Raw genomic sequence first — 22270 nt, 5'->3', positions numbered from 1 at the left:
ATGAAAGTAAACGAACTATTAACACAAATTAAAAACAATAATATTAACCCAATATATCTAGTGTTAGGTAAAGAAGACTATTTAATTAATGAAATTAAAAAACACTTCGTGGAATTAATTCCGGAAGAAGAAAGAACCATGAACTTCGCTAGCTATGACATGGAAAGTCAAAACATTGCCACTGCCGTGGGTGATGCTGAAAGTTTGCCATTCTTTGGTGAAAAGAGATTGGTTGTTGTAAACAATCCGTACTTTTTAACCGGTGAACGTAGCAAGTCGACCTTGGATCATGACATCGATAGCTTTATTGAATACGTTAACCACCCGGTTGATAGTACGGTTATGGTCATCATGGCACCATATGGAAAACTAGATTCCAGAAAAAAGGTTACCAAGCAATTGAAAAACAACGCAGAGGTAATCGATTTAACTAAACTAGATGATCGTGCCATCCAATCATACGTTGCCAACAACATTAAGAGTAATGGTTATACTGTAGAAGGGGATGCCCTTCAAGAATTACTAGGGAAAGTATCTAACGATTTATCATCAGCAATGAACGAACTTCCTAAGTTATTCCTATACTGTCAAAAGGATAAGGTCATCACTAAGGACAGTATCGATAGCTTGGTTGCGAAGTCATTGGACCAAAACGTTTTTGATCTAATCGACTATGTAATGAAGAAAGATTCCAAAAACGCCATTGATTTATACCGTAACCTAATCGTAGAGGATCAAGAACCATTACAAATTAATGCGGTCTTGTTATCTCAATTCAGACTATTACTACAGGTTAACGTTTTAAGCCGTAAGGGATACAGCCAGGGAAACATTGCAGAAAAGCTTAAGGTGCATCCATTTAGAGTGAAACTGGCAATGCAAAATGTGCGTAAGTATCAATTTAGTAGTTTGAGGGATGCTTATTTGGGACTGGTTGATGTAGAAGAAAAACTAAAATCAACACCTGAATCACCAGAACTACTATTTCAAATGTTCACTTTGAAATTTGTCGATAATCAAATTGGATAAACAAAAAAGGACATCTCAAACGAGATGTCCTTTTTTAGGAATAAAAAAAGCTCAGTTAAAACTGAGTTCTTTTTACTTGTTTAACTTAGCTAGACGTGATTTGTTACGTGCAGCAGTGTTAGCTTTGATTAAGCCCTTTGACTTAGCATGGTCTAATGCACTAACAGCGTTGTTGAATAGTTCTTCACGGTTGTCAGCGTTAGCATCAGCTTTTTCAAACTTCTTAACAGCAGTTCTCATCTTGCTTAGTTGAGATGCGTTACGTTTGTTTGCTTTTTCATTAGTTTTTACACGTTCGATAGCAGATTTAATAACAGGCATGAAATTCACCTCCAAAAAAGTCGAATTTTATTTAAAATCCTTAAATTTCAACGACTTTTATTATACAAAAGACAACTTAAAAAAGCAATAGAATTATATAATTCGGATTTCTCCAATCACATTAATAAGGATATTACCTTGATATTTTCAGGTATTCATAGTAGTATGATTAACGTAGTTTAAAACTACAGTACCGATACTTAGTTTTGTCGCTGCTCTCATCTGGCGCTTTACTCAGTATCTGGTATATTTACTTTTGAAAGGTGGGAAACACAATGGCTCTAACACAAGCTGAAAAGAACGACATCATCAAGAAGTATGCTAGACATGATGGTGACACTGGTTCTGCTGAAGTACAAATTGCTGTACTAACTGCTGACATTAATGAAATTAATGGTCACATGAAAGAACACAAGAAGGATTTCCATTCACAACGTGGTTTGTTGAAGAAAATCGGTCACCGTCGTAACTTACTAAGATACTTACGTAACACAGATGTTCAACGTTACCGTGATTTAATCAAGAGTTTAGGTCTACGTCGTTAATATTTTTAAAATGGAACTGCTCTATGAGTGGTTCCATTTTTTTATACATACATATATGCACTTATCAGTTATTATTCAATTTAAAAGTATGATACACTATAGATAGTTAAATGAGATCGTATTGAAAATAATTATTTTATTTCATAATAAAAAATATACATAAAAATTATATGAGGTGAATCATGAAAAATAGTGTAAAAATTATTCCCTTAGGAGGAGTAAGGGAGAGTGGCAAGAACCTATATGCCGTTGAGATTAACAATGGGATTTATGTTTTAGATTGCGGTCTGAAATACCCTGAAAATGACATGTTAGGAATTGATGTAGTTATTCCTGATTTCACATACTTACGTGAAAACAAGGAAAAGATTATCGGAGTTTTCCTATCTAATAGTGACATGGATTCAATTGGCGCACTACCATATTTTGTCAGTGAATTCGATGTTCCTGTATTCGGATCAAAACTAACCATTGAAATGGCTAAGTACGAAGTTAAGAATAATGAAAGATCAAAGAAGTTTAACAACTTCAACGTAATCAACGAAAAGAGTGAAATTCTTTTTGATGACGTTACAGTTACTTTCTTTAAGACTAGTCACTCAGTTCCTGACTCAATGGGAATTTCGTTGGCTGTTGAAGAAGGCCAAATCGTATACACTGGTGACTTTAAGTTCGATCCAGCATTACGTAACGGTTTTGCGACTGATTACAGTTCAATTGCAAAAGTTGGTAACAAGAAGGTTATCGCCTTACTAGCAGACTCACAAAATGCTGATAATCCATTCCCAATGGCAAACGAAATTCAAGCTAGCCAATACATCTTCGATACATTCGAAGATAGTAAGAGTCGTGTGATTGTTGCAGCTAACTCTGCTAACCTATTAAGAATTCAACAAGTATTTGACGCAGCTGCAAAGTCTGAAAGAAAAGTATTTGTTGGTAAGCACCTAGATGCCAAAGTTAAGTTAGCAATTGATTCTGGATACATTAATGTAACAGAAGACTTATTAATTGAAGACATCGAAGAACTAAAGAAGCTTGAAAGCGACGAAATTGTTGTGTTGGAAACTAATCCAGTTAGTGAACCAATCAAGCTAGTTCAAAGAATGGCTGCTCAACAACAAAAAGATATCAACATTGAACCTGGTGACGTTGTACTAATCGTTACTTCACCATCTCCAGCAATGGATAACAGTATGGCTAAGACCGACGACATGGTATATCAAGCAGACGGTACAGTTAAGGTTATTTCAAACGACCTAAATGTTTCCGATCACGCAAGTGCCGAAGATATCCAAATGTTAATCAGTTTGTTGAAACCACAATACTTCATTCCAGTTAGTGGTGAATACATGATGATGAACGAAAGCAAACGTGCTGCTACTAACATGGGTGTAGACGAAGATAAGATTCTAATCCTAAGCAAGGGTGAAACTATTGAATACGATGGTGCTAAATTCCACCATGGTAACGCCGTTGAAGCTGGTAACACTATGATTGATGGTATCGGTGTCGGAGATATTGGTAACATCGTTTTACGTGACCGTAAGGTATTATCAGAAGATGGTATTTTCATCGTTGTTGTTACAATCGATAGAAAGAAAAAGATTATCATTTCTCGTCCTAAGATAACTTCAAGAGGATTCATTTACGTTAAGTCAAACAAGGATCTAATGAATGAAGCAGCTGAAATTGTTTCTAAGACCATTCAATTAAACCTTGATAACAAGGAATTTGATTGGAGCCACTTAAAGCAATCAGTAAGAGAAAAAATCAGTCACTTCTTATTTGATAAGACAAAACGTCGTCCGGTAATTCTTCCAGTTATTATGGAAGTAAACCAACATCATAAAAAGAAGCGTCCACAAAAATAAATAAGGTTAATTATTCGGAGTGATTTTAATGGATGAACATAGTTCACAAATAGCTAAGGATATTGCATCAAACATTGTTGACAAACAATATCAACTAGCTATCAACAAAGCCAAAAATTACTTAGAAGATCAGCCAAGCGATGAGATTGAAGTATTATTAGTTCAATCTCTTTTTAGCTTAAAGCAATATGTTGAAGCAAGAAAAGAAGTCATGGAAAATCCTAATGCGTTTACGACAAACGAGCAGGACTTTTTATTAATGATTAATGTGTTGTTGAAGAACAATGAATACATTAAATCCAGAGAAATTGTTGAAACATTTAAGGCAAACGATAGCTATTACTATGCTGGCTTAAAGCTAATTGAAGAAAGCGAAGCTTCTTTTAGAAGTAATTCAAGTGAAGAAATTCATCAACTTGCACAAAAGTTCTACCATATAAGTAGTAAGCAAACGATGTATTGGCAAAAGGAATCGTTTTTAAATGGACAGCATTTACCATACGATGAATTTTTAAAATACAGTCGATTTGTTTTGATGGACCCATTTGTCCAATCTGTTATTAAAGCAGAGGTAATCGACACGTTAAGAAAAGTCGGTTCAAATGAGGTCGTCGACATGATGTGGATTGATGGAAAGACAAAGAAAGTTAAGATGGGTGAAATTAAATCACTTCAAGATATGAACTCATATCAACTTATCTTTAATCGATTAACTGATGAGTACATGATGGATCCAGAAAAGTTCATGCTATTGAGTAGTTATTTCCAACATCAATCAATTTTGATGTACCCATTCAATGATGAAATAATCCTGGATGCAAACAGGTGGTATGACCTGTCAATACAGGCATATCTAAGCGCAAAAGAGTACACTGAAGATGATAATGATGATTATGTAAAATTAATCGAAATTATAAAGCGACAATTTAATTCAATTAAATAGAATAAAATTGTTAAATATGCTTTTTTTGTGTTTACAAATAAAAATACAGTAGCTATAATATTAAAGGAATTCTTCTTGAGACTGATATGTGATTTTGTCTTTTTGAGAAGATGTAGTATAATAAATCATAAAGATGAGTTAGCATTTGCTAACTCAAATCTTTCGAAATTTATAGGAGGTTTTCATAAATGGCAAAAGAACATTATGAAAGAACAAAACCCCATGTAAATATTGGTACTATTGGCCATATTGATCATGGTAAGACTACTTTAACTGCAGCTATCACTAAAGTGCTTTCAGAAAAGGGTCTAGCAGACGCTTCTGATTACGCTCAAATCGATGCTGCTCCAGAAGAACGTGAACGTGGTATCACAATCAACACTGCTCACGTTGAATACTCAACTGAAAAGCGTCACTACGCTCATATTGATGCCCCAGGACATGCTGACTACGTTAAGAACATGATCACTGGTGCCGCTCAAATGGATGGTGCCATCCTAGTTGTTGCCGCAACTGATGGTCCTATGCCACAAACTCGTGAACACATTCTTCTAGCTCGCCAAGTTGGTGTTGAATACATCGTTGTATTCTTAAACAAGACTGACTTAGTTGACGATGATGAATTAGTTGACTTAGTTGAAATGGAAGTACGTGAATTACTTTCAGAATACGATTACCCTGGTGATGATATTCCAGTTGTTCGTGGTTCAGCTCTAAAGGCTCTACAAGACGACCAAGAACAAAAAGACGTAATCCTACACTTAATGGATGTTGTTGACGAATACATCCCAACTCCAGAACGTGATGCTTCAAAACCATTACTAATGCCTGTTGAAGATGTATTTACTATCACTGGTCGTGGTACTGTTGCTTCAGGACGTATCGACCGTGGTGTTGTTAAGATTGGTGACGAAGTTGAAATCATCGGTCTTGTTGAAGACATCTTAAAGACTACTGTTACTGGTCTAGAAATGTTCCGTAAGACTCTTGACGAAGGTGAAGCCGGAGATAACGTTGGTATGTTACTTCGTGGTGTAAACCGTGAACAAGTTGTACGTGGTCAAGTTATCGCTGCTCCTGGTTCAATCAAGACTCATACTGAATTCAAAGCTCAAGTATATGCTTTGAGTAAAGAAGAAGGTGGACGTCATACTCCATTCTTCTCAAACTACCGTCCACAATTCTACTTCCACACCACTGACGTTACTGGTGTTATCGAACTAGAAGACGGTGTTGAAATGGTTATGCCTGGTGATAACGTTGAATTCAACGTTAAGCTAACTAAGCCAGTTGCCATCGAAAAGGGAACTAAGTTCACTGTTCGTGAAGGTGGTCACACTGTTGGTGCCGGTGTTGTTTCAGACATCGAAGAATAATCAATTCTAAAAAAGAGATTCAGATTTTTATCTGGATCTTTTTTTGTACATAAAAATAAGCGAAAGACCTATAATTATTTACTTTTTACTTGTGTTACGTTAAAATATAGAGGTGCGCAATTAGAAGAAAATTGTAAAAATTATATTTTCATGTCGGAGGGAAAATAATGTCAGCTAAATGGGAAAAAAAAGGCACTAATGACGGTGAACTAACATTCGAAATTAGTGTTGACAAAGTAAAAGAAGGTTTAGATCAAGCCTTCAACAAGAACAAGAAAAACATCACTGTTCCTGGTTTCCGTAAGGGAAAAGTTTCACGCCAAGTATTTAACGAAATGTACGGTGAAGAAGCTCTATACCAAGACGCTTTAAACATTCTTTTACCAGAAGCATACAGTGAAGCTATCAAGGAAACTGGCATTGAACCAGTTGCTCAACCAGAAGTTAACATTGATAGTCTAGAAAAGGATCAACCATGGGTTCTAAAAGCTAACGTTACTGTTAAGCCAGATGTAGAACTAGGTGATTACAAAGGAATCGTTGTTGAAAAACCAAACACTCGTGTTTACCAAAAAGATGTAGACGCTAAGATTGAAGACATGCGTAAGAACCAAGCAGAACTTGTTCTAAAAGAAGACAAGGCTGCTGAAAACGGTGACACTGTTGTTATCGATTTTGATGGTTACGTTGACGGCAAACAATTTGATGGTGGCCAAGCAACTAACTACTCACTAGAATTAGGTTCAAAATCATTTATCCCAGGCTTTGAAGACCAACTAGTTGGCCACAAAGCTGGTGAAGATGTTGATGTTAAGGTAACTTTCCCAGAAGATTACCAAGCTAAAGAATTAGCATCAAAAGAAGCTACTTTCAAGACTAAGATTCACGAAGTTAAAGAAAAGCAAATGCCTGAACTAGATGACGAATTTGCTAAGGACGTTGACGAAGATGTTGACAGTCTAGAAGAACTAAAGGCTAAGATTAAGGACCAACTAAAGGACCAAAAGAAGGCCGAAGGTGAAACTCAAGTTGAAGACGAAGCTATTAAGGGTGCTGTAGCAAACGCTACTGTTAAAGAAATTCCTCAAGCAATGATCGATGAAGACGTTCAACGTCAAATGGATCAATACCTTGCAAGCATGCAACAACAAGGTATCAATGCTGAAATGTACTTCCAACTAACTGGTACTAAACCAGAAGACTTGAAGAAACAATTTGCTCAAGGTGCTGACGAACGTGTTAAGACTAACCTTGTATTAGAAGCAATTGTTAAGGATGCTAACATCGTTCCTTCACAAGAAGAAATCGATCAACAAGTTAAGGACTTAGCTGCTCAATACGGTATGAAAGAAGAAGCCGTACGTGGAGCTTTAACTGAAGACATGTTGAAACATGATATTTCAATCCAAAACGCTGTTAAGTTAATCACTGACAACGCAAAACAAGAACCAAAGTCAAAAATTAACAAATAATTTCGACTTTTGTTAATATTAAAGGTCCAGTTAACAATTCGTTAATTGGACCTTTTTTAAACTAAAGCATTATGATGTTATCAACATTAATAATGTGGTATTATTTAGAATAATATCGGAATTATATAGGGGTGAAGTTTTTGTTTGAAGATAATGAAGGAAAAGGCCCCATTACTTGTTCTTTTTGTGGTAAATCACAAGATCAAGTAAAGAAAATCGTCGCGGGACCTGGCGTATACATTTGTAATGAATGTATCGATTTATGTAAAGATATCGTCGACGAAGAATTAGCACAAGAAAATGCAGATACAACAATCAAATCATTAAGTCCAAAGGAAATCGTTGATAAGTTAAACGATTACGTAATTGGTCAAGATGAAGCTAAGAAGACCTTAGCTGTTGCTGTATACAACCATTACAAACGTGTTAATAACTTAGATGATGACGGCGATACTGAACTACAAAAGAGTAATATTTCAATCATTGGACCTACTGGTTCAGGTAAAACATACCTTGCTCAATCACTAGCTCGTATTTTAAACGTTCCATTTGCAATTGCAGATGCTACAACCCTTACCGAAGCTGGTTATGTGGGTGAAGACGTTGAAAACATCTTATTAAAGCTACTTCAAAATGCTGACTTTGATGTTGAAAGAGCTGAAAAGGGAATCATCTACGTTGATGAAATTGATAAGATTGCTAAGAAATCTGAAAATGTTTCAATCACACGTGATGTTTCCGGTGAAGGTGTTCAACAAGCGCTATTGAAGATCTTAGAAGGTACTGTTGCTAGTGTTCCACCTAATGGTGGTAGAAAGCATCCACAACAAGAAATGATTCAAATTGATACTAAGAACATTTTATTCATTGTTGGTGGTGCCTTTGATGGTATTCAAGACATCGTAAAACACCGTTTAGGAGATAAGACCATTGGATTCGGTACTGATTCCAGTGAAGCAGCTAAAGTTAACGATGATAACATCATGCAACATGTTATCCCAAGTGACTTGCTACAATTTGGTCTAATCCCTGAATTTATCGGTCGTTTACCAATTCTTACTGCCTTAAACAAGTTAAGTGAAGAAGACTTGGTTAGAATTCTAACCGAACCTAAGAATGCATTGGTTAAGCAATACGTTAAACTAATGTCAATCGATGGTGTCGAACTAGAATTTGAAGACGATGCCCTAAAGGAAATGGCTCATACAGCCATCGAAAGAAAGACCGGTGCTCGTGGATTGAGATCCATCATGGAAGATACCATGAGAGATATCATGTACGAAGTACCAAGCGATAAGGACGTTAAGAAAGTTATCGTTACCGCTGACTCTGTTTTGAAAAAATCAGAACCAAAGATTGTAAAAGAAGCTCAATAATAAAAAGCCTTACAGTGTTTAACACTGTAGGGCCTTTTGTTTTTTTAAATAATTAAAAGGTATTTTTGTGGTAAATGCATTTATGAAGGTGCCTTTTTTATGGTAAAATTGATATATAAAATTACAGAAACGAGTGAATTAAGATGGATGTACACAACGTCAATATCGATATCAGTGCGGTGGAACCAAAACAATACCCAAGTAATGGATATCCAGAAATTGCATTGGTTGGTCGCTCCAATGTGGGAAAATCTTCTTTAACCAATGTGTTAATTAACCGTAACGGTTATGCTAGAACTTCTAACAAACCAGGAAAGACTCAAACATTGAACTTCTATAACTTAGACGAAAAACTATTCTTTGTTGATATTCCAGGTTATGGTTATGCGAAAATTTCAAAGGCACAACGTGCTAAATGGGGAGAAATGATTGAAACATATCTAACCACCAGAAGACAACTAAAAGGGGTTGTTCTATTAATTGACGGTAGACGTGCACCAAGTCAAGATGACTTGCAAATGTACGAGTTTCTAAAATACTATGACATTCCAACTTTAGTCTTGGCTACTAAGATGGATAAGACTCCAAAGAGCAAGTGGAATAAAGAAGTAAGTATTTTAAACAAGACTGTTGACTTAAACGACGGTGATGAAATACAATTATTCTCTGCTTTAAGTAAGTACGGAAAAGAAGAAGTTTGGAAATGGATCGAAAGTAAAACGGGGGTAAAATAAGTGGAATTTAACGATTACCAAAAAGCTGCAAACAAAACACTACACGGAAATGAACAAGTTTTAACTAACTGTGCACTAGGATTAGCTAGTGAAACTGGTCAAGTTGTTGACCTAGTTAAGAAGTACACTTTCCATGGCGATTCACTAGATCGTGAAAAGTTAGTTAAGGAAATGGGTGACGTACTTTGGTACCTATCTCAAGTTGCAGAATGGAACAATATTGATTTTGAAGAAATTGCTGAATTCAATATTAACCGCCTAAATAAACAATAAAAAATAGGCATCACAATTTAATTGTGATGCCTAAATTATATTATTTTTCTTTCTTTTTATCGGTTGATTTTTTATCTTTACGTTTTAAAAATTTATCGCGATCTTCGTTCTTAGTGTCAAGTTTGGCAAACTTATCGAACATAGCATTTAAGTCGTTGTTACGTTGAATATTTAAACCCATAATTATGCATCTCCTTATTTATGGTATATGATAGCAAATTAAATCGAATTTGTCATATTGAAGTGTTTTTTCAAACGAGGTGATAAAATGGCAACTTCACACATTGAGCATAAACTTAGATTATTACCAGATTTGCCTGGATGTTATTTGATGAAGGATAAACTAGGTAAGATTATTTACGTTGGTAAGGCAAAGAATCTAAAGAATCGTGTTAGGTCATACTTTAAGAGTAGCCATGAGGGAAAGACAGCCAAGTTGGTTTCACAAATCAGGGACTTCGAAACCATTATTACGACTAATGACAAAGAAGCATTCCTACTAGAAATCACTTTGATTCAAAAGCATCGACCTTACTATAACATTCAGTTAAAACAAGGTAATGGTGGATACCCATATATCAAGATTACAAACGAACGTGATCCACAACTAAAAATTGTTAACACCATTAAAAAAGACGGGGGATACTACTTTGGCCCTTATCCAAACGTATACGCTGCTGATGAAACTTTGCACTTCTTACAAAAGGTTTATCCCTTGAGAAGATGTAATGGTTATCAACACAGACCTTGTCTTTACTATCACATGGGACAATGCTTGGGAGCTTGTTTTAAAAAGGTTCCTAAGTCTGAATATCAAAACCAAATTCGCCACATTAAGTCGTTTTTAAATGGAGATGTGGGAATTGCCAAGAAGATGTTAACCGAAAAGATGAAGATTGCGGCGGACTCATTACAATATGAAAGAGCTGCTGAAATTAGGGATCAATTGAAGTACATTGAAATCACTGTGGAAAAACAAAAGATTATTTCAAATGACACCACACCTCGTGACATTTTCAATTACTATGTGAACCACGGATGGATTTCAATTCAAATCTTCTTCATCAGACAAGCTCGTTTATTGAAACGGGTTAAGCGTAGTTTCCCAATTGTCGATGACCCAGTCGAAACAATGGAAGACTTCATTGGTCAGTTCTATTCTGAAGAAAATCACCAAACACCAAAGGAAGTTTTAATTCCAGAAACGTTGGATGCTGATTTGATTTCAGAAGCGATTGGGACGCCGGTTAGGGTTCCGCAAAGGGGACAAAAGAAAGACTTAATCGATATGGCTCAAAAGAATGCCAAACTAGTATTGGATGAAAAGTTCCGTTTAATGGAACTAGATAACATCAAGACTAAGGGAGCTGCTGATGAATTGGCGGTGGCCTTGAACATTTCTTCAGCTAAAACGATTGAAGCCTTTGACCACTCCCATATTCAAGGGGCTGACATTGTTTCAGCCATGATTCAGTTTGTGGATGGGAAACCAAATAAGAACGCTTATCGTAAATATAAACTCAAAAACGAAGATCATGCCGATGAAGCAGCAAGTACCAGAGAAGTTATTAGAAGAAGATATACAAGACTTTTGAAGGAACATGCTGACTTACCAGACCTAATCCTAATGGATGGTGGAGAAATCCAATTGAATGCCGTTAAGGATGTTTTGGAAAACGAGTTAGGTTTGGAAATTCCGGTTGCCGGAATGGTTAAGAACGATAAGCATAAGACTGCCGACTTATTATTTGGACAATTGGATGAACATATCTCATTGAATCCAAAGAGTCAGGCCTTCTACCTTGTTCAAAGAATTCAAGACGAAGTTCATAGATTTGCGATTAACTTCCATCGACAAGTTCACACTAAGCATTCACTTAGTTCGGAACTTGATACAATCGAGGGAGTTGGACCAAAGACTAGAAGTAAGTTGTTGAACAAGTTTAAGACAATGAAGAAAATCGCCAACGCACCAATTAATGAAATTGAGGCGTTAGGGATTAATACCAAAACAGCAAAGAATATCAAATACTCATTAAATAATATTGAAAAATGATGTGGACTGTTTACGGTCTTTAAAAATAAAGTTATACTATGTATAAAATAAAAAGTAGAGCGGAGATAACATGTTTGTTGATCAAGTAAAAATTAATGTAAAGTCAGGAAAAGGTGGTAACGGAATCGTTGCCTTTAGAAGAGAAAAATACGTTCCAAACGGTGGACCTGCCGGTGGTGATGGTGGCCGCGGAGGAAGCGTTATTTTCGCTGTGGACACAGGGATGAACACCTTGATGGACTTCAGATATAAGCGTAAGTTTGCCGCTAAAAACGGGGCAGACGGTGGAAATAAGCGAATGACCGGTAAGAGTGCCGATGATTTATATATTTATCTTCCAGAAGGAACATCAGTATATAACGATGATACCAACCAATTGTTATTTGACTTGGTAAATCCGGATGATGAATACGTTGCATTGAAAGGTGGACGTGGTGGACGTGGAAACACCCACTTCGCATCTGCCAAGAACTCAGCACCAGAAATTGCCGAAAACGGTGAACCTGGTGAAGAATTAAACATTCGTTTAGAACTTAAAGTATTAGCTGATGTTGGACTAGTTGGATTTCCATCAGTTGGTAAATCAACACTACTATCTACAATCACTAGTTCAAAGCCTAAGGTTGCTGAATACCACTTTACAACATTGGTACCTAACCTAGGGATGGTTAGACTAGATGACGGTAGAGACTTCGTAATTGCCGATTTACCTGGATTAATTGAAGGAGCATCATCTGGAATTGGTTTAGGTTTCCAATTCCTACGTCACGTTGAAAGAACACGTGTCATCTTGCACTTAGTTGATATGAGTGGCCAAGAAGGAAGAGATCCTTACGTTGACTACAAGAAGATTAACGACGAATTAGCTAAGTACGATGAAAATCTGCTAAAACGACCACAAATCGTGGTAGCAACCAAGATGGATATGCCTGATGCTGCTGAAAATCTAGAAACATTTAAAGAACAAATCAAAGACGATGAATTAGCTCACGAAGTGTTGGCTATTTCTTCAATCACCCATGAAGGTCTTAAGGAATTAATTTCTAAGACTTCAGACCTATTGGAAACTACTCCTAAGTTCCCAATCACTGACGTTGAAGACGTTGATGAAGAAGTTGAATACAATGCTGACGACGAAGAAGCACCATTCAACATCAGACGTGATGAAGACGGTGTCTGGGTTCTTTACGGTAAGAAGATTGAACGTCTATTCCAAATGACAGATACAACTCACGACCAAAGTATGCTACGTTTCGCAAGACAGCTTAAGGGAATGGGTGTAGATGACGCACTAAGAGAACATGGCGCAAAAGACGGCGACATGGTTTCAATTCTAGACTTCACATTCTCATTTGTGGACTAATAAAAGTAGATGGGACTAATCCCATCTTTTTTTATGTGCTACAATTTATATATCGAATATTACGAATAGAAAAGGAAAAATGAATTTATGCAATTAGAATTTTTAGGAACTGGATCAGGGGTTCCAGGTAAATTTAGAAATGTGGCTGCAACAGCATTAAAACTATTGGATGAATGCAACTCAGTATGGTTGTTTGATTGTGGTGAAGGTACTCAACAACAAATCTTGAGATCTAACTTAAAGCCTCGTAAAATCAATAAAATTTTCATTACCCACTTACATGGTGATCATATTTTTGGTTTGCCAGGTCTATTAAGTTCACGTTCATTCCAAGGTGGCGACACTCCATTAACAATTTATGGACCAAAGGGAATCGCCGACTTTGTTCGTGTGAGTTTATCAGTATCTCAAACTAAACTTGCTTACAAGATCAATTTTGAAGAATTATCACAACCGGGTGTTGTCTTTGAAGATGATAAATTTAAGGTAACTATGGGTGAATTAGATCACCAAATTACTTGTTACGGATTTAGAATCGAAGAAAAGGACCACCAAGGTGAACTACTTGTCGACAAGCTAAAGGAAGCAAACATTCCATCCGGTCCGGTATACGGAAAGATTAAGAATGGTGAAACAGTTACTTTAGATGACGGTAGAGAAATTAATGGCCAAGACTTCATTGGCCCTGCCCAAAAGGGTAGGACAGTTACCATCATTGGTGATACTAGAAGCAACCCAACCAGCTACAACTTGGCGCAAAATGCCGATGTATTGGTTCATGAAAGTACATTTGGTAAGGGCGAAAGCAGATTAGCTCACAACTACTACCATTCAACCAATATGCAAGCTGCTAAGTTAGCAACTAAGGCTAAGGTTGGCCGACTATTACTTACTCACGTTTCTGCAAGATACACTGGTAAGATGGCTTACGAATTACAAAATCAAGCAAAGACTGTTTTTAATAACACCAAGGTTGTTAAGGACTTTGATATAGTCGATATACCGTTTGAAAAAAATAATTAAGACAAAAGGATTGATTAGATGATCTCCGCTAATTTTGATTGGAAACATACGAATACGAAACTCTCAAACGATGCTACGACAATTGGAAAATCACTATCAATTAGCCCAAGAATTGTCGAATCATTGATTGAGAAGGGATACGACAGTGAAGACAAGATAAATGGTTTCTTAAACCCTCAGTTGAGTGATCTAAGAGATCCTTTTTTGTTGCACGACATGGAAAAGGCATGCAAACGAATTTTTAGTGCCATTGAAAACGATGAAAAAATCACCGTTTACGGGGATTACGATGCTGATGGAATCACAAGTACATCGGTGATGTATGAAACACTAGAAAATTTGGGTGCCAACGTTGAATACTTTGTTCCTAATCGTTTCACCGACGGTTATGGTCCAAATCCTGAAGTATACAAGCGTTTAATTAATGACGGGACCAAGTTAATGGTGACCGTTGATAACGGTGTCTCCGGTAAAGAATCTGTCGATGTCGCAAACGAAATGGGATGCGATGTCATCATTACCGATCACCATCAAATGCCAGATGAACTACCTGATGCTTATGCAATTGTGCATGCTAGATATCCTGGCCATGAATACCCATTTGGTGAATTCTCAGGTGTAGGAATCGCTTTTAAAGTAGCAACCGCGCTATTGGGTGAACTACCAGAAGAATTCTTGGATTTAGCCGCAATTGGAACCGTTGCCGATTTGGTTTCCTTAACCGATGAAAACAGGGTGATTGTAAAGTACGGTCTACAAATGATTGCTAACACTGAACGTCCAGGCTTATACAGCTTAGCTAAGCTAGCCGGGATTAAAGAAGTTGTTAACGAACAAAGCATTGGTTTTGGTTTAGCACCACGCTTGAACGCATTGGGTCGAATGGGTAGTGCCAGTTCCGGAGTTGAACTACTAACCACCTTTGATGATATCAAGGCCGAAGAATTAGCTAAGGACACTGAAGACCAAAATAAAAAGCGTCGTAAGTTTGTCGAAGACATTAGTACCGAAGCAATTATTCAAGCTCAAACTCAACCAGAAAGTGCTGTATTGGTCGTATATGGTCAAAACTGGCACGAAGGAGTTGTTGGAATTGTTGCCAGTCGTTTGGTAGAACAATTCCATAAACCAAGTATTGTGATGAATTTGGATACTAATACCAGAATCCTAAAGGGATCAGGTAGAAGTGTTGAAGGATTTAACTTATTCGATGCAATCAATGGTATGAGAGATCAAATGGTGTCATTTGGTGGCCATGAAATGGCTGTTGGATTAAGCATCAAAGAAGATGATGTTACAGCCTTAACAGAGCATTTAGATAAATACGCAAAAGAACACGAATTATCTGACAAAGTCAAAGCACCATTGAATATTTTTGCTGACCTAAGTTGCAGTGATGTAAACGAAGAATTGTTTAACCAAGTTCAATTATTGGCACCATTTGGTACTGATAATGAATTCCCAGTATTCGAATTTACACCACAAAACGTTACTAACGTTCAAACAATGGGTAAGGATAATAGTCATCTAAAATTCCAAATGGTTGATCATGGTAGTAAGGTCAATGTACTAGCATTTAAGAATGGTTCACTGGCCGATGATTTATTGGCCAATAGTGATGCAATGAAGGTTGCTGGTCACTTGGAAAAGAATACTTGGAAGGGACGCACAACCATTCAAATCATGTTGGATGATATGTACAGCAGTGGTGTTGAAATTGTTGATAAAAGAACACAAGTTGTTGCAAAAGAAATGTTTGAACCAGCTGCTGCATACTTATTCTTTAACGAAAAACTATACAACAAGTTGCGTCCATTTGTAGGCTCTGACTCCACAGTTGGTCTATATCCTGATTTGTCTTCATTTGATAAATTTGATAATATAATAATTGTTGATTGTCCTAGTGATATTTCACATTTGCAGGATGCTTTAAGTGAAATTAGTTTTAATAGCGTGACATTTTACCTTTTCAAAAATCATTATATTTTTAAAAAGGGGATGCCAAACCGTGCTCAATATGCTAAACTATTTAAGTTCATTAAGACGCATAACAACATTCAGATACATGATAAAGTAGATGAAATTAGTCGCTATTTAGGCATTGACCGTGATATATTTATCTTCATGGTAGATGTATTTAATGAATTAAATTTCGTTTATATTAATGATGGAATTATGAATTATAATCCTAATCTGGTTAACAGTGATTTATCAAACAGTCACGCATACCAGAATAGAGAGAAACAAATCGAAGCTGAAAAACAACTTTTGATAATTAGTAAAGAGAAGTTTAAACAAGCTATTCGCATTTGTTTGGGTTAATGAAAGGAAGTTATTGGCTAATGGCACTTGATTTGCATGACTACATTGCAAGTTACGAAGATTTTCCAGAACCAGGTGTTTTATTTAGAGATATCTCACCATTAATGGAAGATGGACAAGCATATCACCAAGCTACCGATGAGATAGTAAAATATGCTAAAGAAAAGAAAGTCGACTTAATCGTTGGCCCCGAAGCGCGTGGCTTCATTGTTGGTTGTCCAGTTGCTTATGATTTAGGCATTGGATTCGTACCAGCTAGAAAGAAGGGTAAATTACCAGGTAAGACAGTTAGTGCTTCTTACGGATTAGAATACGGAAAGTCATCACTTTACCTACATTCTGATGCTGTAAAGCCTGGCCAAAGAGTTCTTATCACTGATGATTTACTTGCAACTGGTGGAACAATTGAAGCAACAATCAAGCTTGTTGAACAACTAGGCGGAATTGTTGTTGGAGCTGCTTTCATTGTTGAAATTGAAGCATTAAAGGGTAGAGAAAAGATTAAGGATTACGATATTCTTAGCTTACTAAAATACTAAATTTATTGGATGCTTAGAGCATCCTTTTTTATGGAGAGTTGGCAGAGCGGTAATGCATCGGACTCGAAATCCGACGACCCGGTAACACCGGCGGGCAGGTTCGACTCCTGTACTCTCCTTTTGATAATTTCATGATCATAAATAAAAAAAGCACCTTACTATACTGATGGTAGGGTGCTTTTTATTTAGGTATTTTAATTTAAGCCAAACATTTTTTGTCAATTATTATTAAAATAAGGATAAGTAAAATACATACAAGAAATTGAATTGTAGATTCATGTAGTATGTAAAGAATCAAGGCCAATATAAATAGCATGGCAGAGAGGATTATTTCTTTCTTTAAATCGATTTTATGGATGTAGAAAGATATGATTTGAATTAATGCTAACAATACAAATATAATTTGAATGAAAATTAGAAAATATATTTTTAAACTATTTGAGTAAGTCGAAGCTGATTCCCAGTTAAAACAAATCCCTAACACTGTAGCTAGCATTAAAGAAAATTCTAACAATGTGCATATTAGCTTAATAAAAATTGATGACGCTTTTTTCATAAATAAACAAATACTCCAATCTAATGATGTTATTATACATAATTAATGGTATCATGCTTAATCGTATAGTCATAGGTGAACTATAGAATTATATATATTTTCGATTTAGATTACCTTTAAGATTAAAACGCTATTATTAACATGTAACTATTTCATAATGATTACAAAATCCCAAAATGGATAGATTTATGAAATTTTAATGCTATACTAAAAAATATAATAATCGCAAAGAAAAGAGTGGTGATTATGCCAAAAAAAAGATATTTAATTGTTGGATTTGTATTAACTGCAATTCTAATTTTTGTTCAAATGGCTTCAATTACTAAAACGACTTTAGCTGCAGCCAATAACAATACTAAGCGAATTGGTTTGTCCATAGATTGTTCAAGAACATACTATGCTCCATCAACAATCAAGAAGTACATTGATTTACTTAAAAAAGATCATGGTACATATCTTCAACTTCACTTAAATGATAATGAAAGATATGGCGTTGAAAGTTCTACCTTGGGACAAACAATTAAAAATTCATATGAAAAAAGTGGAGTTTATTATAACAAAAAGACTAAAAAAGCCTTTTTAACTAAGGATCAATTATTGGATATTATTCAATACGGTTATTTAAACGGAATTGAAGTTATTCCTGAAATTGATTTACCTGGACATGATAAATCAATCATTAAGCTTCTTTCGTATACATCTGCTGGTAAGAAATTAGCAAAGAAATTAGATAATAAAAATGGTTATAACGAAATGTATTACCACAAGAAGGCTACACTGGACTTCTCTAAAAAGCTATTAAGTGAATACGTTGGATTACTACCAAAGGGATATCATATTATCGTTGGGGCTGATGAAATTACCATTAATAATAAAAGTGATCAAAAGGCAGCTGTAAAATATATTAATGCAATTGATGACTACGTTAAGAAACATAATTTGAGACTGGAAATGTGGAATGATAGTTTCCATAAAGCGGTTTTAAATAAGTACCATAAAGATATATTAATTAATTATTGGAGCTTGACTGGTGAAGTTAGTTCTAGTAAAGATCGCAAAGATAACATTAGAATGCGAGCAACTTTACCCGAACTAAACAAGGCAGGATTTAAGACAATCAACTACAATAACTACTATCTATATATGATTACAGATCCTACTTCCTTCACAAAAGAATCAAAGAAGATTTGGACAAAGGAATTTAAGAAGTGGAAGATGAGTATGTGGAATGACCAATCAAAGAAGAATCTTGCAAAGAGCAAGAATAATATTGGAGCAGCATTCTCAATCTGGGGAGAGTACCCAAATCAATATAAAGGTGAACAAACTTATCAAAAGACTTACTACTATATTGATGCATTCCTAAAGGCTAAGAAACAATTTGAAAAATAAAAGACACACTTATCAGTGCGTCTTTTTTGTTATTTCTTTTGTTAAGAATGTTTTTTCATAGTACAATTAAAATAATATTTATATGAAAGTGTGGATTATCATTATGAATGTTGGAATTGACAAGATGAGTTTTTACTCATCAGATATGTATTTAGATATGGTCGATCTAGCTAACGCTAGAAACGAAGACCCAAACAAGTATTTAATTGGAATTGGTCAAAAGAAACAAGCTGTAATTCCAAATACCCAAGATGTTGTCACAATGGCAGCAAATGCTTGTACCAAGATTATTGATGATGATAATCGTAAAAAAATTGATTTAATTATTTTTGGAACTGAAACAGGTGTAGATAACTCTAAATCTGCTGCAATTTACTTACAAAACATGTTAGGTTTAAACCGTCGAGCTCGTGCTTTTGAAGTTAAGCAAGCTTGTTATGGTGCAACCGCTGGTCTTCAAATGGCCAAAGAATATGTTCAAAACCATCCTGAAAGACAAGCCTTGGTAATTGGTGCCGATATTGCTAGATACGGTATTAAGACACCGGGTGAGGTTACTCAAGGTGGAGGAGCCGTGGCCATGGTAATTTCTGCCAACCCTGCAATTGCCGAATTCGATGGCCCAAGCACATTCTATTCTGATGATGTAATGGACTTCTGGAGACCATTGTATAGAACAGAAGCCGTTGTTGATGGTCACTATTCAAATGATGTTTACGTTGATTTCTTCAAGAAGACATGGGATGAATACAAGGAAATCACCGGTCAAACGATCGCTGATTTCAAAGCAATGACATTCCATTTACCTTATCCAAAAATGGGAATTAAGGCATTAAGATCAATCATTGATGAAGCAGATGAAGAACAACAAGCTAACTTGAAGAAAGAATTCGAACAAGGTCGTATTTACAACGAAAATGTTGGTAACCTATATACCGGTTCATTGTACTTGAACTTCCTATCATTAATTAATAACTCAAATGACTTACAATCTGGTGATCGTATTGCGCTATTCAGTTATGGTTCAGGTGCACAGGGTGAATTTTTCTCCATGAAATTAAAGGATAACTTTAGAAATGATGAATTAGCTAAATCATTAGATGCTGCTTTGAAGTCAAGAAAACAAGTTTCCGTTGAAGAATACGAAGAAATCTTTACTAACTGGATTCCAATCGCTGATGGTGATATCAAGTTGGATACTAGTAATGATAAGGAGGAATTTTTCCTTGAAGGGGTAAAAGACCACCAAAGAATTTATGGAAGAAAGTAGGAGACTGACATGAAATTATATTTAGCAGGACCATTTTTTGATGATGAACAAATTGACCGTATTCAAAGAATTGAAAATGCATTGGATAACAATCCTTCAGTTTCAGGATACTTTAGCCCAAGAAACTCAAACGTAAACGATGGGGCAGAAATTGGTAGCAGCCAATGGTCTAAAGATGTTTTCCAACTTGATGTTGATGAAATAAAAAAAGCTGATGCCGTTATCGCGATTATCGACTTTGTAGACGACAACGTTGACAGCGGTACAGCTTTCGAAATTGGGTATGCTTATGCAATTGATAAACCAGTTGTTTTATTCCATGAAAAAGATGCGATTGTTAACTTGATGTTATCAAACGGATCTAAGTCATATCTAACAAAGGTAGACGATGTTGAAAAGTTTGATTTCAAAGAAATGCCTGAATATCACTACGAAGGTGAAGTATTTTAAAAAATACTGTCACGGTATAATCCAACAACCTTACCAACGATTGATACTTGATCCAATATGATTGGAGCTAAGTTATCGTTTTCAGGTTGTAAGCGATAGTGATCAGATTCCTTGAAGAATCGTTTGCAAGTGACTTCGTTTTCATCAGTCATTGCAATGACGATATCACCATTTTCAGCGGTTGATTGCTTTTTAACGATGACTTTATCACCGTTTAGAATACCGATGTTGATCATACTTTCACCTTGAATGACTAACATGAAAACATCATCTGAGTTTTCGTATTGGTCAGGCATTGAGAAGTATTCTGATGTATCTTCAACCGCTAGGATTGGTTCACCAGCAGCAACGGTACCTAAAACAGGGATTTCACCAGGGTGTGTGTTAACACCAATTTTCTTAAGACCATCTTCGGTAATTTCAAGTGCTCTTGGTTTAGCAGGGTTTTTAACGATAAAACCCTTCTTTTCAAGGCGACTTAAATGACCATGGACGGTTGATGTGGATGAAAGATTAACGGCTTCACCTATTTCTCTTACTGTAGGAGGATAGCCTTGGCTATTGATTCTTTTCCAGATAAATTCTAAAATAGCTAATTGTTTAGAAGTCTTTTCTTCTTTTGAAAAAGTCACATAAATACCCCGTTTCTTGTAATATAATAGCTTTAATATAGCATAACGGGAAAATAAAAACAAATGTTCGCAAAGGAGATAATGAAATGTCAGAAGCAGAAGATCCAATTTTAAAGAAACTTATTCCACGTATTAATGAATTAGCACACAAAGCTAAGGAAAGTGGATTGACTAAGGAAGAAGAAGCTGAAAGAGCTGACCTTAGAAAACAATACCTAAAACGCTTTAAAGAAAACATGAGAAGCCAAATTGAAATGGTTCAAGTTTTCAATAAAGAAGGAAAAGAAGTTACACCGGAAAAGGTTAAGGAAGTTCAACGTAAGAAAGGTTTACGTGACGACTAAAACTTTTTTTGAATTTAATAATTAAGTTGTGTAAAATTAATAATAGTAACTAACGGGAGGAGGAAGAATTATGTCAACATTCTTATGGATTATCCTAATTCTTTTAGCTTTAATCGTAGGTTTGATCGGTGGATTCTTCATGGCACGTAAGTACATGGAAAAATATCTTAAAGATAATCCCCCAATTAACAAGGATCAATTAAGAGCAATGATGCTACAAATGGGTCAAAAACCTTCAGCTAAGAAGTTAAATCAAATGATGAACAGTATGAAGGCTAACGCCAAGTAAATAAAAAAAGACTTATGACCTGAACCCCTAAAATTGGAAGATGGTTATGCTATTTTCTGGGAGGAATTGATCCGGTATTCAACCGGTGACA

Annotated in this window: 22 protein-coding genes and 1 tRNA gene; 20 read left to right on the top strand and 3 right to left on the bottom strand. The window is 35.8% G+C overall.

Annotated features, from left to right (window positions below):
- Positions 1–1029, top strand: a complete 1029-nt coding sequence (holA, locus tag JUD45_RS06195; RefSeq protein WP_203619856.1) for a DNA polymerase III subunit delta — start codon at positions 1–3, stop codon at positions 1027–1029.
- A gap of 72 nt (positions 1030–1101) precedes the next feature.
- On the opposite strand, the gene rpsT is transcribed toward holA, so the two are convergent.
- Positions 1102–1350, bottom strand: coding sequence for a 30S ribosomal protein S20 (gene rpsT / locus JUD45_RS06190; protein ID WP_034531745.1), 249 nt, complete (start codon positions 1348–1350; stop codon positions 1102–1104).
- Between the two features lie 275 nt (positions 1351–1625).
- Here rpsT and rpsO point away from each other — a divergent pair, with 275 nt between their 5' ends.
- From rpsO to JUD45_RS06150, 8 genes are all read left to right on the top strand, one after another.
- The gene (gene rpsO, locus JUD45_RS06185; protein WP_034531743.1) at positions 1626–1895 is read left to right on the top strand and encodes a 30S ribosomal protein S15; all 270 of its coding nucleotides are present in this window, start codon (positions 1626–1628) and stop codon (positions 1893–1895) included.
- A gap of 182 nt (positions 1896–2077) precedes the next feature.
- Positions 2078–3769, top strand: a complete 1692-nt coding sequence (locus tag JUD45_RS06180) for a ribonuclease J (RefSeq protein ID WP_203619855.1) — start codon at positions 2078–2080, stop codon at positions 3767–3769.
- 28 nt (positions 3770–3797) lie between these two features.
- Positions 3798–4712 (top strand): hypothetical protein, encoded by a 915-nt coding sequence (locus JUD45_RS06175; RefSeq protein WP_203619854.1) that lies wholly within the window; start codon positions 3798–3800, stop codon positions 4710–4712.
- Positions 4713–4900: 188 nt separating this feature from the next.
- The gene (gene tuf, locus JUD45_RS06170) at positions 4901–6088 is read left to right on the top strand and encodes an elongation factor Tu (RefSeq protein ID WP_053791852.1); all 1188 of its coding nucleotides are present in this window, start codon (positions 4901–4903) and stop codon (positions 6086–6088) included.
- 167 nt (positions 6089–6255) lie between these two features.
- The gene (tig, locus tag JUD45_RS06165; protein WP_034531735.1) at positions 6256–7560 is read left to right on the top strand and encodes a trigger factor; all 1305 of its coding nucleotides are present in this window, start codon (positions 6256–6258) and stop codon (positions 7558–7560) included.
- Between the two features lie 140 nt (positions 7561–7700).
- The gene (gene clpX, locus JUD45_RS06160) at positions 7701–8936 is read left to right on the top strand and encodes an ATP-dependent Clp protease ATP-binding subunit ClpX (RefSeq protein ID WP_203619853.1); all 1236 of its coding nucleotides are present in this window, start codon (positions 7701–7703) and stop codon (positions 8934–8936) included.
- A 143-nt stretch (positions 8937–9079) separates the two neighbouring features.
- The gene (gene yihA / locus JUD45_RS06155; protein ID WP_034531730.1) at positions 9080–9670 is read left to right on the top strand and encodes a ribosome biogenesis GTP-binding protein YihA/YsxC; all 591 of its coding nucleotides are present in this window, start codon (positions 9080–9082) and stop codon (positions 9668–9670) included.
- Positions 9671–9943: a nucleoside triphosphate pyrophosphohydrolase family protein gene (locus JUD45_RS06150; protein ID WP_034531728.1), complete on the top strand. Its 273-nt coding sequence runs from the start codon at positions 9671–9673 to the stop codon at positions 9941–9943.
- Positions 9944–9983: 40 nt separating this feature from the next.
- On the opposite strand, the gene JUD45_RS06145 is transcribed toward JUD45_RS06150, so the two are convergent.
- Positions 9984–10124: an SPJ_0845 family protein gene (locus JUD45_RS06145; protein ID WP_167540463.1), complete on the bottom strand. Its 141-nt coding sequence runs from the start codon at positions 10122–10124 to the stop codon at positions 9984–9986.
- Positions 10125–10211: 87 nt separating this feature from the next.
- Here JUD45_RS06145 and uvrC point away from each other — a divergent pair, with 87 nt between their 5' ends.
- The 9 genes from uvrC (at position 10212) to JUD45_RS06100 (ending at position 20914) form a co-directional block, all read left to right on the top strand.
- Positions 10212–11999 (top strand): excinuclease ABC subunit UvrC, encoded by a 1788-nt coding sequence (gene uvrC / locus JUD45_RS06140; protein ID WP_138727096.1) that lies wholly within the window; start codon positions 10212–10214, stop codon positions 11997–11999.
- A 70-nt stretch (positions 12000–12069) separates the two neighbouring features.
- Positions 12070–13362, top strand: a complete 1293-nt coding sequence (gene obgE / locus JUD45_RS06135; RefSeq protein WP_041152372.1) for a GTPase ObgE — start codon at positions 12070–12072, stop codon at positions 13360–13362.
- A gap of 87 nt (positions 13363–13449) precedes the next feature.
- Complete coding sequence (rnz, locus tag JUD45_RS06130) at positions 13450–14385, top strand: ribonuclease Z (RefSeq protein ID WP_053796686.1); 936 nt, start codon at positions 13450–13452, stop codon at positions 14383–14385.
- Positions 14386–14403: 18 nt separating this feature from the next.
- The gene (gene recJ / locus JUD45_RS06125; protein ID WP_203619852.1) at positions 14404–16707 is read left to right on the top strand and encodes a single-stranded-DNA-specific exonuclease RecJ; all 2304 of its coding nucleotides are present in this window, start codon (positions 14404–14406) and stop codon (positions 16705–16707) included.
- A 20-nt stretch (positions 16708–16727) separates the two neighbouring features.
- Positions 16728–17246, top strand: a complete 519-nt coding sequence (locus JUD45_RS06120; protein WP_034531719.1) for an adenine phosphoribosyltransferase — start codon at positions 16728–16730, stop codon at positions 17244–17246.
- A gap of 32 nt (positions 17247–17278) precedes the next feature.
- A tRNA-Ser gene (locus JUD45_RS06115) sits at positions 17279–17365 on the top strand.
- 683 nt (positions 17366–18048) lie between these two features.
- Positions 18049–19194: a family 20 glycosylhydrolase gene (locus JUD45_RS06110; protein WP_187155326.1), complete on the top strand. Its 1146-nt coding sequence runs from the start codon at positions 18049–18051 to the stop codon at positions 19192–19194.
- Between the two features lie 103 nt (positions 19195–19297).
- Complete coding sequence (locus JUD45_RS06105; protein WP_203619851.1) at positions 19298–20464, top strand: hydroxymethylglutaryl-CoA synthase; 1167 nt, start codon at positions 19298–19300, stop codon at positions 20462–20464.
- Positions 20465–20473: 9 nt separating this feature from the next.
- Positions 20474–20914 carry a nucleoside 2-deoxyribosyltransferase gene (locus JUD45_RS06100; RefSeq protein WP_203619850.1) on the top strand — a complete coding sequence of 147 codons (441 nt, stop codon included), beginning with the start codon at positions 20474–20476 and terminating at the stop codon, positions 20912–20914.
- Here the strand turns inward: JUD45_RS06100 and lexA are convergent.
- A complete protein-coding gene (gene lexA, locus JUD45_RS06095) occupies positions 20911–21546 on the bottom strand; it encodes a transcriptional repressor LexA (protein WP_034531710.1) in 636 nt (211 codons plus the stop codon). The two genes, JUD45_RS06100 and lexA, sit on opposite strands and share 4 nt — an antisense overlap.
- Before the next feature lie 86 nt (positions 21547–21632).
- Between lexA and JUD45_RS06090 the strand changes: the two genes are divergently transcribed.
- Complete coding sequence (locus JUD45_RS06090; RefSeq protein ID WP_034531709.1) at positions 21633–21890, top strand: DUF896 domain-containing protein; 258 nt, start codon at positions 21633–21635, stop codon at positions 21888–21890.
- A 70-nt stretch (positions 21891–21960) separates the two neighbouring features.
- Complete coding sequence (locus tag JUD45_RS06085) at positions 21961–22179, top strand: YneF family protein (protein ID WP_034531707.1); 219 nt, start codon at positions 21961–21963, stop codon at positions 22177–22179.
- The last annotated feature ends 91 nt before the right edge of the window (positions 22180–22270 follow it).

It is taken from the genome of Apilactobacillus nanyangensis, from assembly GCF_016861915.1.
Taxonomy (GTDB): domain Bacteria; phylum Bacillota; class Bacilli; order Lactobacillales; family Lactobacillaceae; genus Apilactobacillus; species Apilactobacillus nanyangensis.
Note: the sequence above shows the minus strand (reverse complement) of the source record. Positions and strands in the feature narration are given on the sequence as shown.

Bases quoted from the DNA above. Each gene is read 5' to 3' on its own strand.
- JUD45_RS06085 (WP_034531707.1), top strand. From the start codon at position 21,961: ATGTCAACATTCTTATGGATTATCCTAATTCTTTTAGCTTTAATCGTA.
- recJ (WP_203619852.1), top strand. From the start codon at position 14,404: ATGATCTCCGCTAATTTTGATTGGAAACATACGAATACGAAACTCTCA.
- JUD45_RS06105 (WP_203619851.1), top strand. From the start codon at position 19,298: ATGAATGTTGGAATTGACAAGATGAGTTTTTACTCATCAGATATGTAT.
- uvrC (WP_138727096.1), top strand. From the start codon at position 10,212: ATGGCAACTTCACACATTGAGCATAAACTTAGATTATTACCAGATTTG.
- holA (WP_203619856.1), top strand. From the start codon at position 1: ATGAAAGTAAACGAACTATTAACACAAATTAAAAACAATAATATTAAC.
- JUD45_RS06090 (WP_034531709.1), top strand. From the start codon at position 21,633: ATGTCAGAAGCAGAAGATCCAATTTTAAAGAAACTTATTCCACGTATT.
- tuf (WP_053791852.1), top strand. From the start codon at position 4,901: ATGGCAAAAGAACATTATGAAAGAACAAAACCCCATGTAAATATTGGT.
- rnz (WP_053796686.1), top strand. From the start codon at position 13,450: ATGCAATTAGAATTTTTAGGAACTGGATCAGGGGTTCCAGGTAAATTT.
- JUD45_RS06110 (WP_187155326.1), top strand. From the start codon at position 18,049: ATGCCAAAAAAAAGATATTTAATTGTTGGATTTGTATTAACTGCAATT.
- JUD45_RS06145 (WP_167540463.1), bottom strand. From the start codon at position 10,124: ATGGGTTTAAATATTCAACGTAACAACGACTTAAATGCTATGTTCGAT.
- rpsT (WP_034531745.1), bottom strand. From the start codon at position 1,350: ATGCCTGTTATTAAATCTGCTATCGAACGTGTAAAAACTAATGAAAAA.
- obgE (WP_041152372.1), top strand. From the start codon at position 12,070: ATGTTTGTTGATCAAGTAAAAATTAATGTAAAGTCAGGAAAAGGTGGT.
- tig (WP_034531735.1), top strand. From the start codon at position 6,256: ATGTCAGCTAAATGGGAAAAAAAAGGCACTAATGACGGTGAACTAACA.
- rpsO (WP_034531743.1), top strand. From the start codon at position 1,626: ATGGCTCTAACACAAGCTGAAAAGAACGACATCATCAAGAAGTATGCT.
- JUD45_RS06175 (WP_203619854.1), top strand. From the start codon at position 3,798: ATGGATGAACATAGTTCACAAATAGCTAAGGATATTGCATCAAACATT.
- JUD45_RS06180 (WP_203619855.1), top strand. From the start codon at position 2,078: ATGAAAAATAGTGTAAAAATTATTCCCTTAGGAGGAGTAAGGGAGAGT.
- yihA (WP_034531730.1), top strand. From the start codon at position 9,080: ATGGATGTACACAACGTCAATATCGATATCAGTGCGGTGGAACCAAAA.
- JUD45_RS06120 (WP_034531719.1), top strand. From the start codon at position 16,728: ATGGCACTTGATTTGCATGACTACATTGCAAGTTACGAAGATTTTCCA.
- JUD45_RS06100 (WP_203619850.1), top strand. From the start codon at position 20,474: ATGAAATTATATTTAGCAGGACCATTTTTTGATGATGAACAAATTGAC.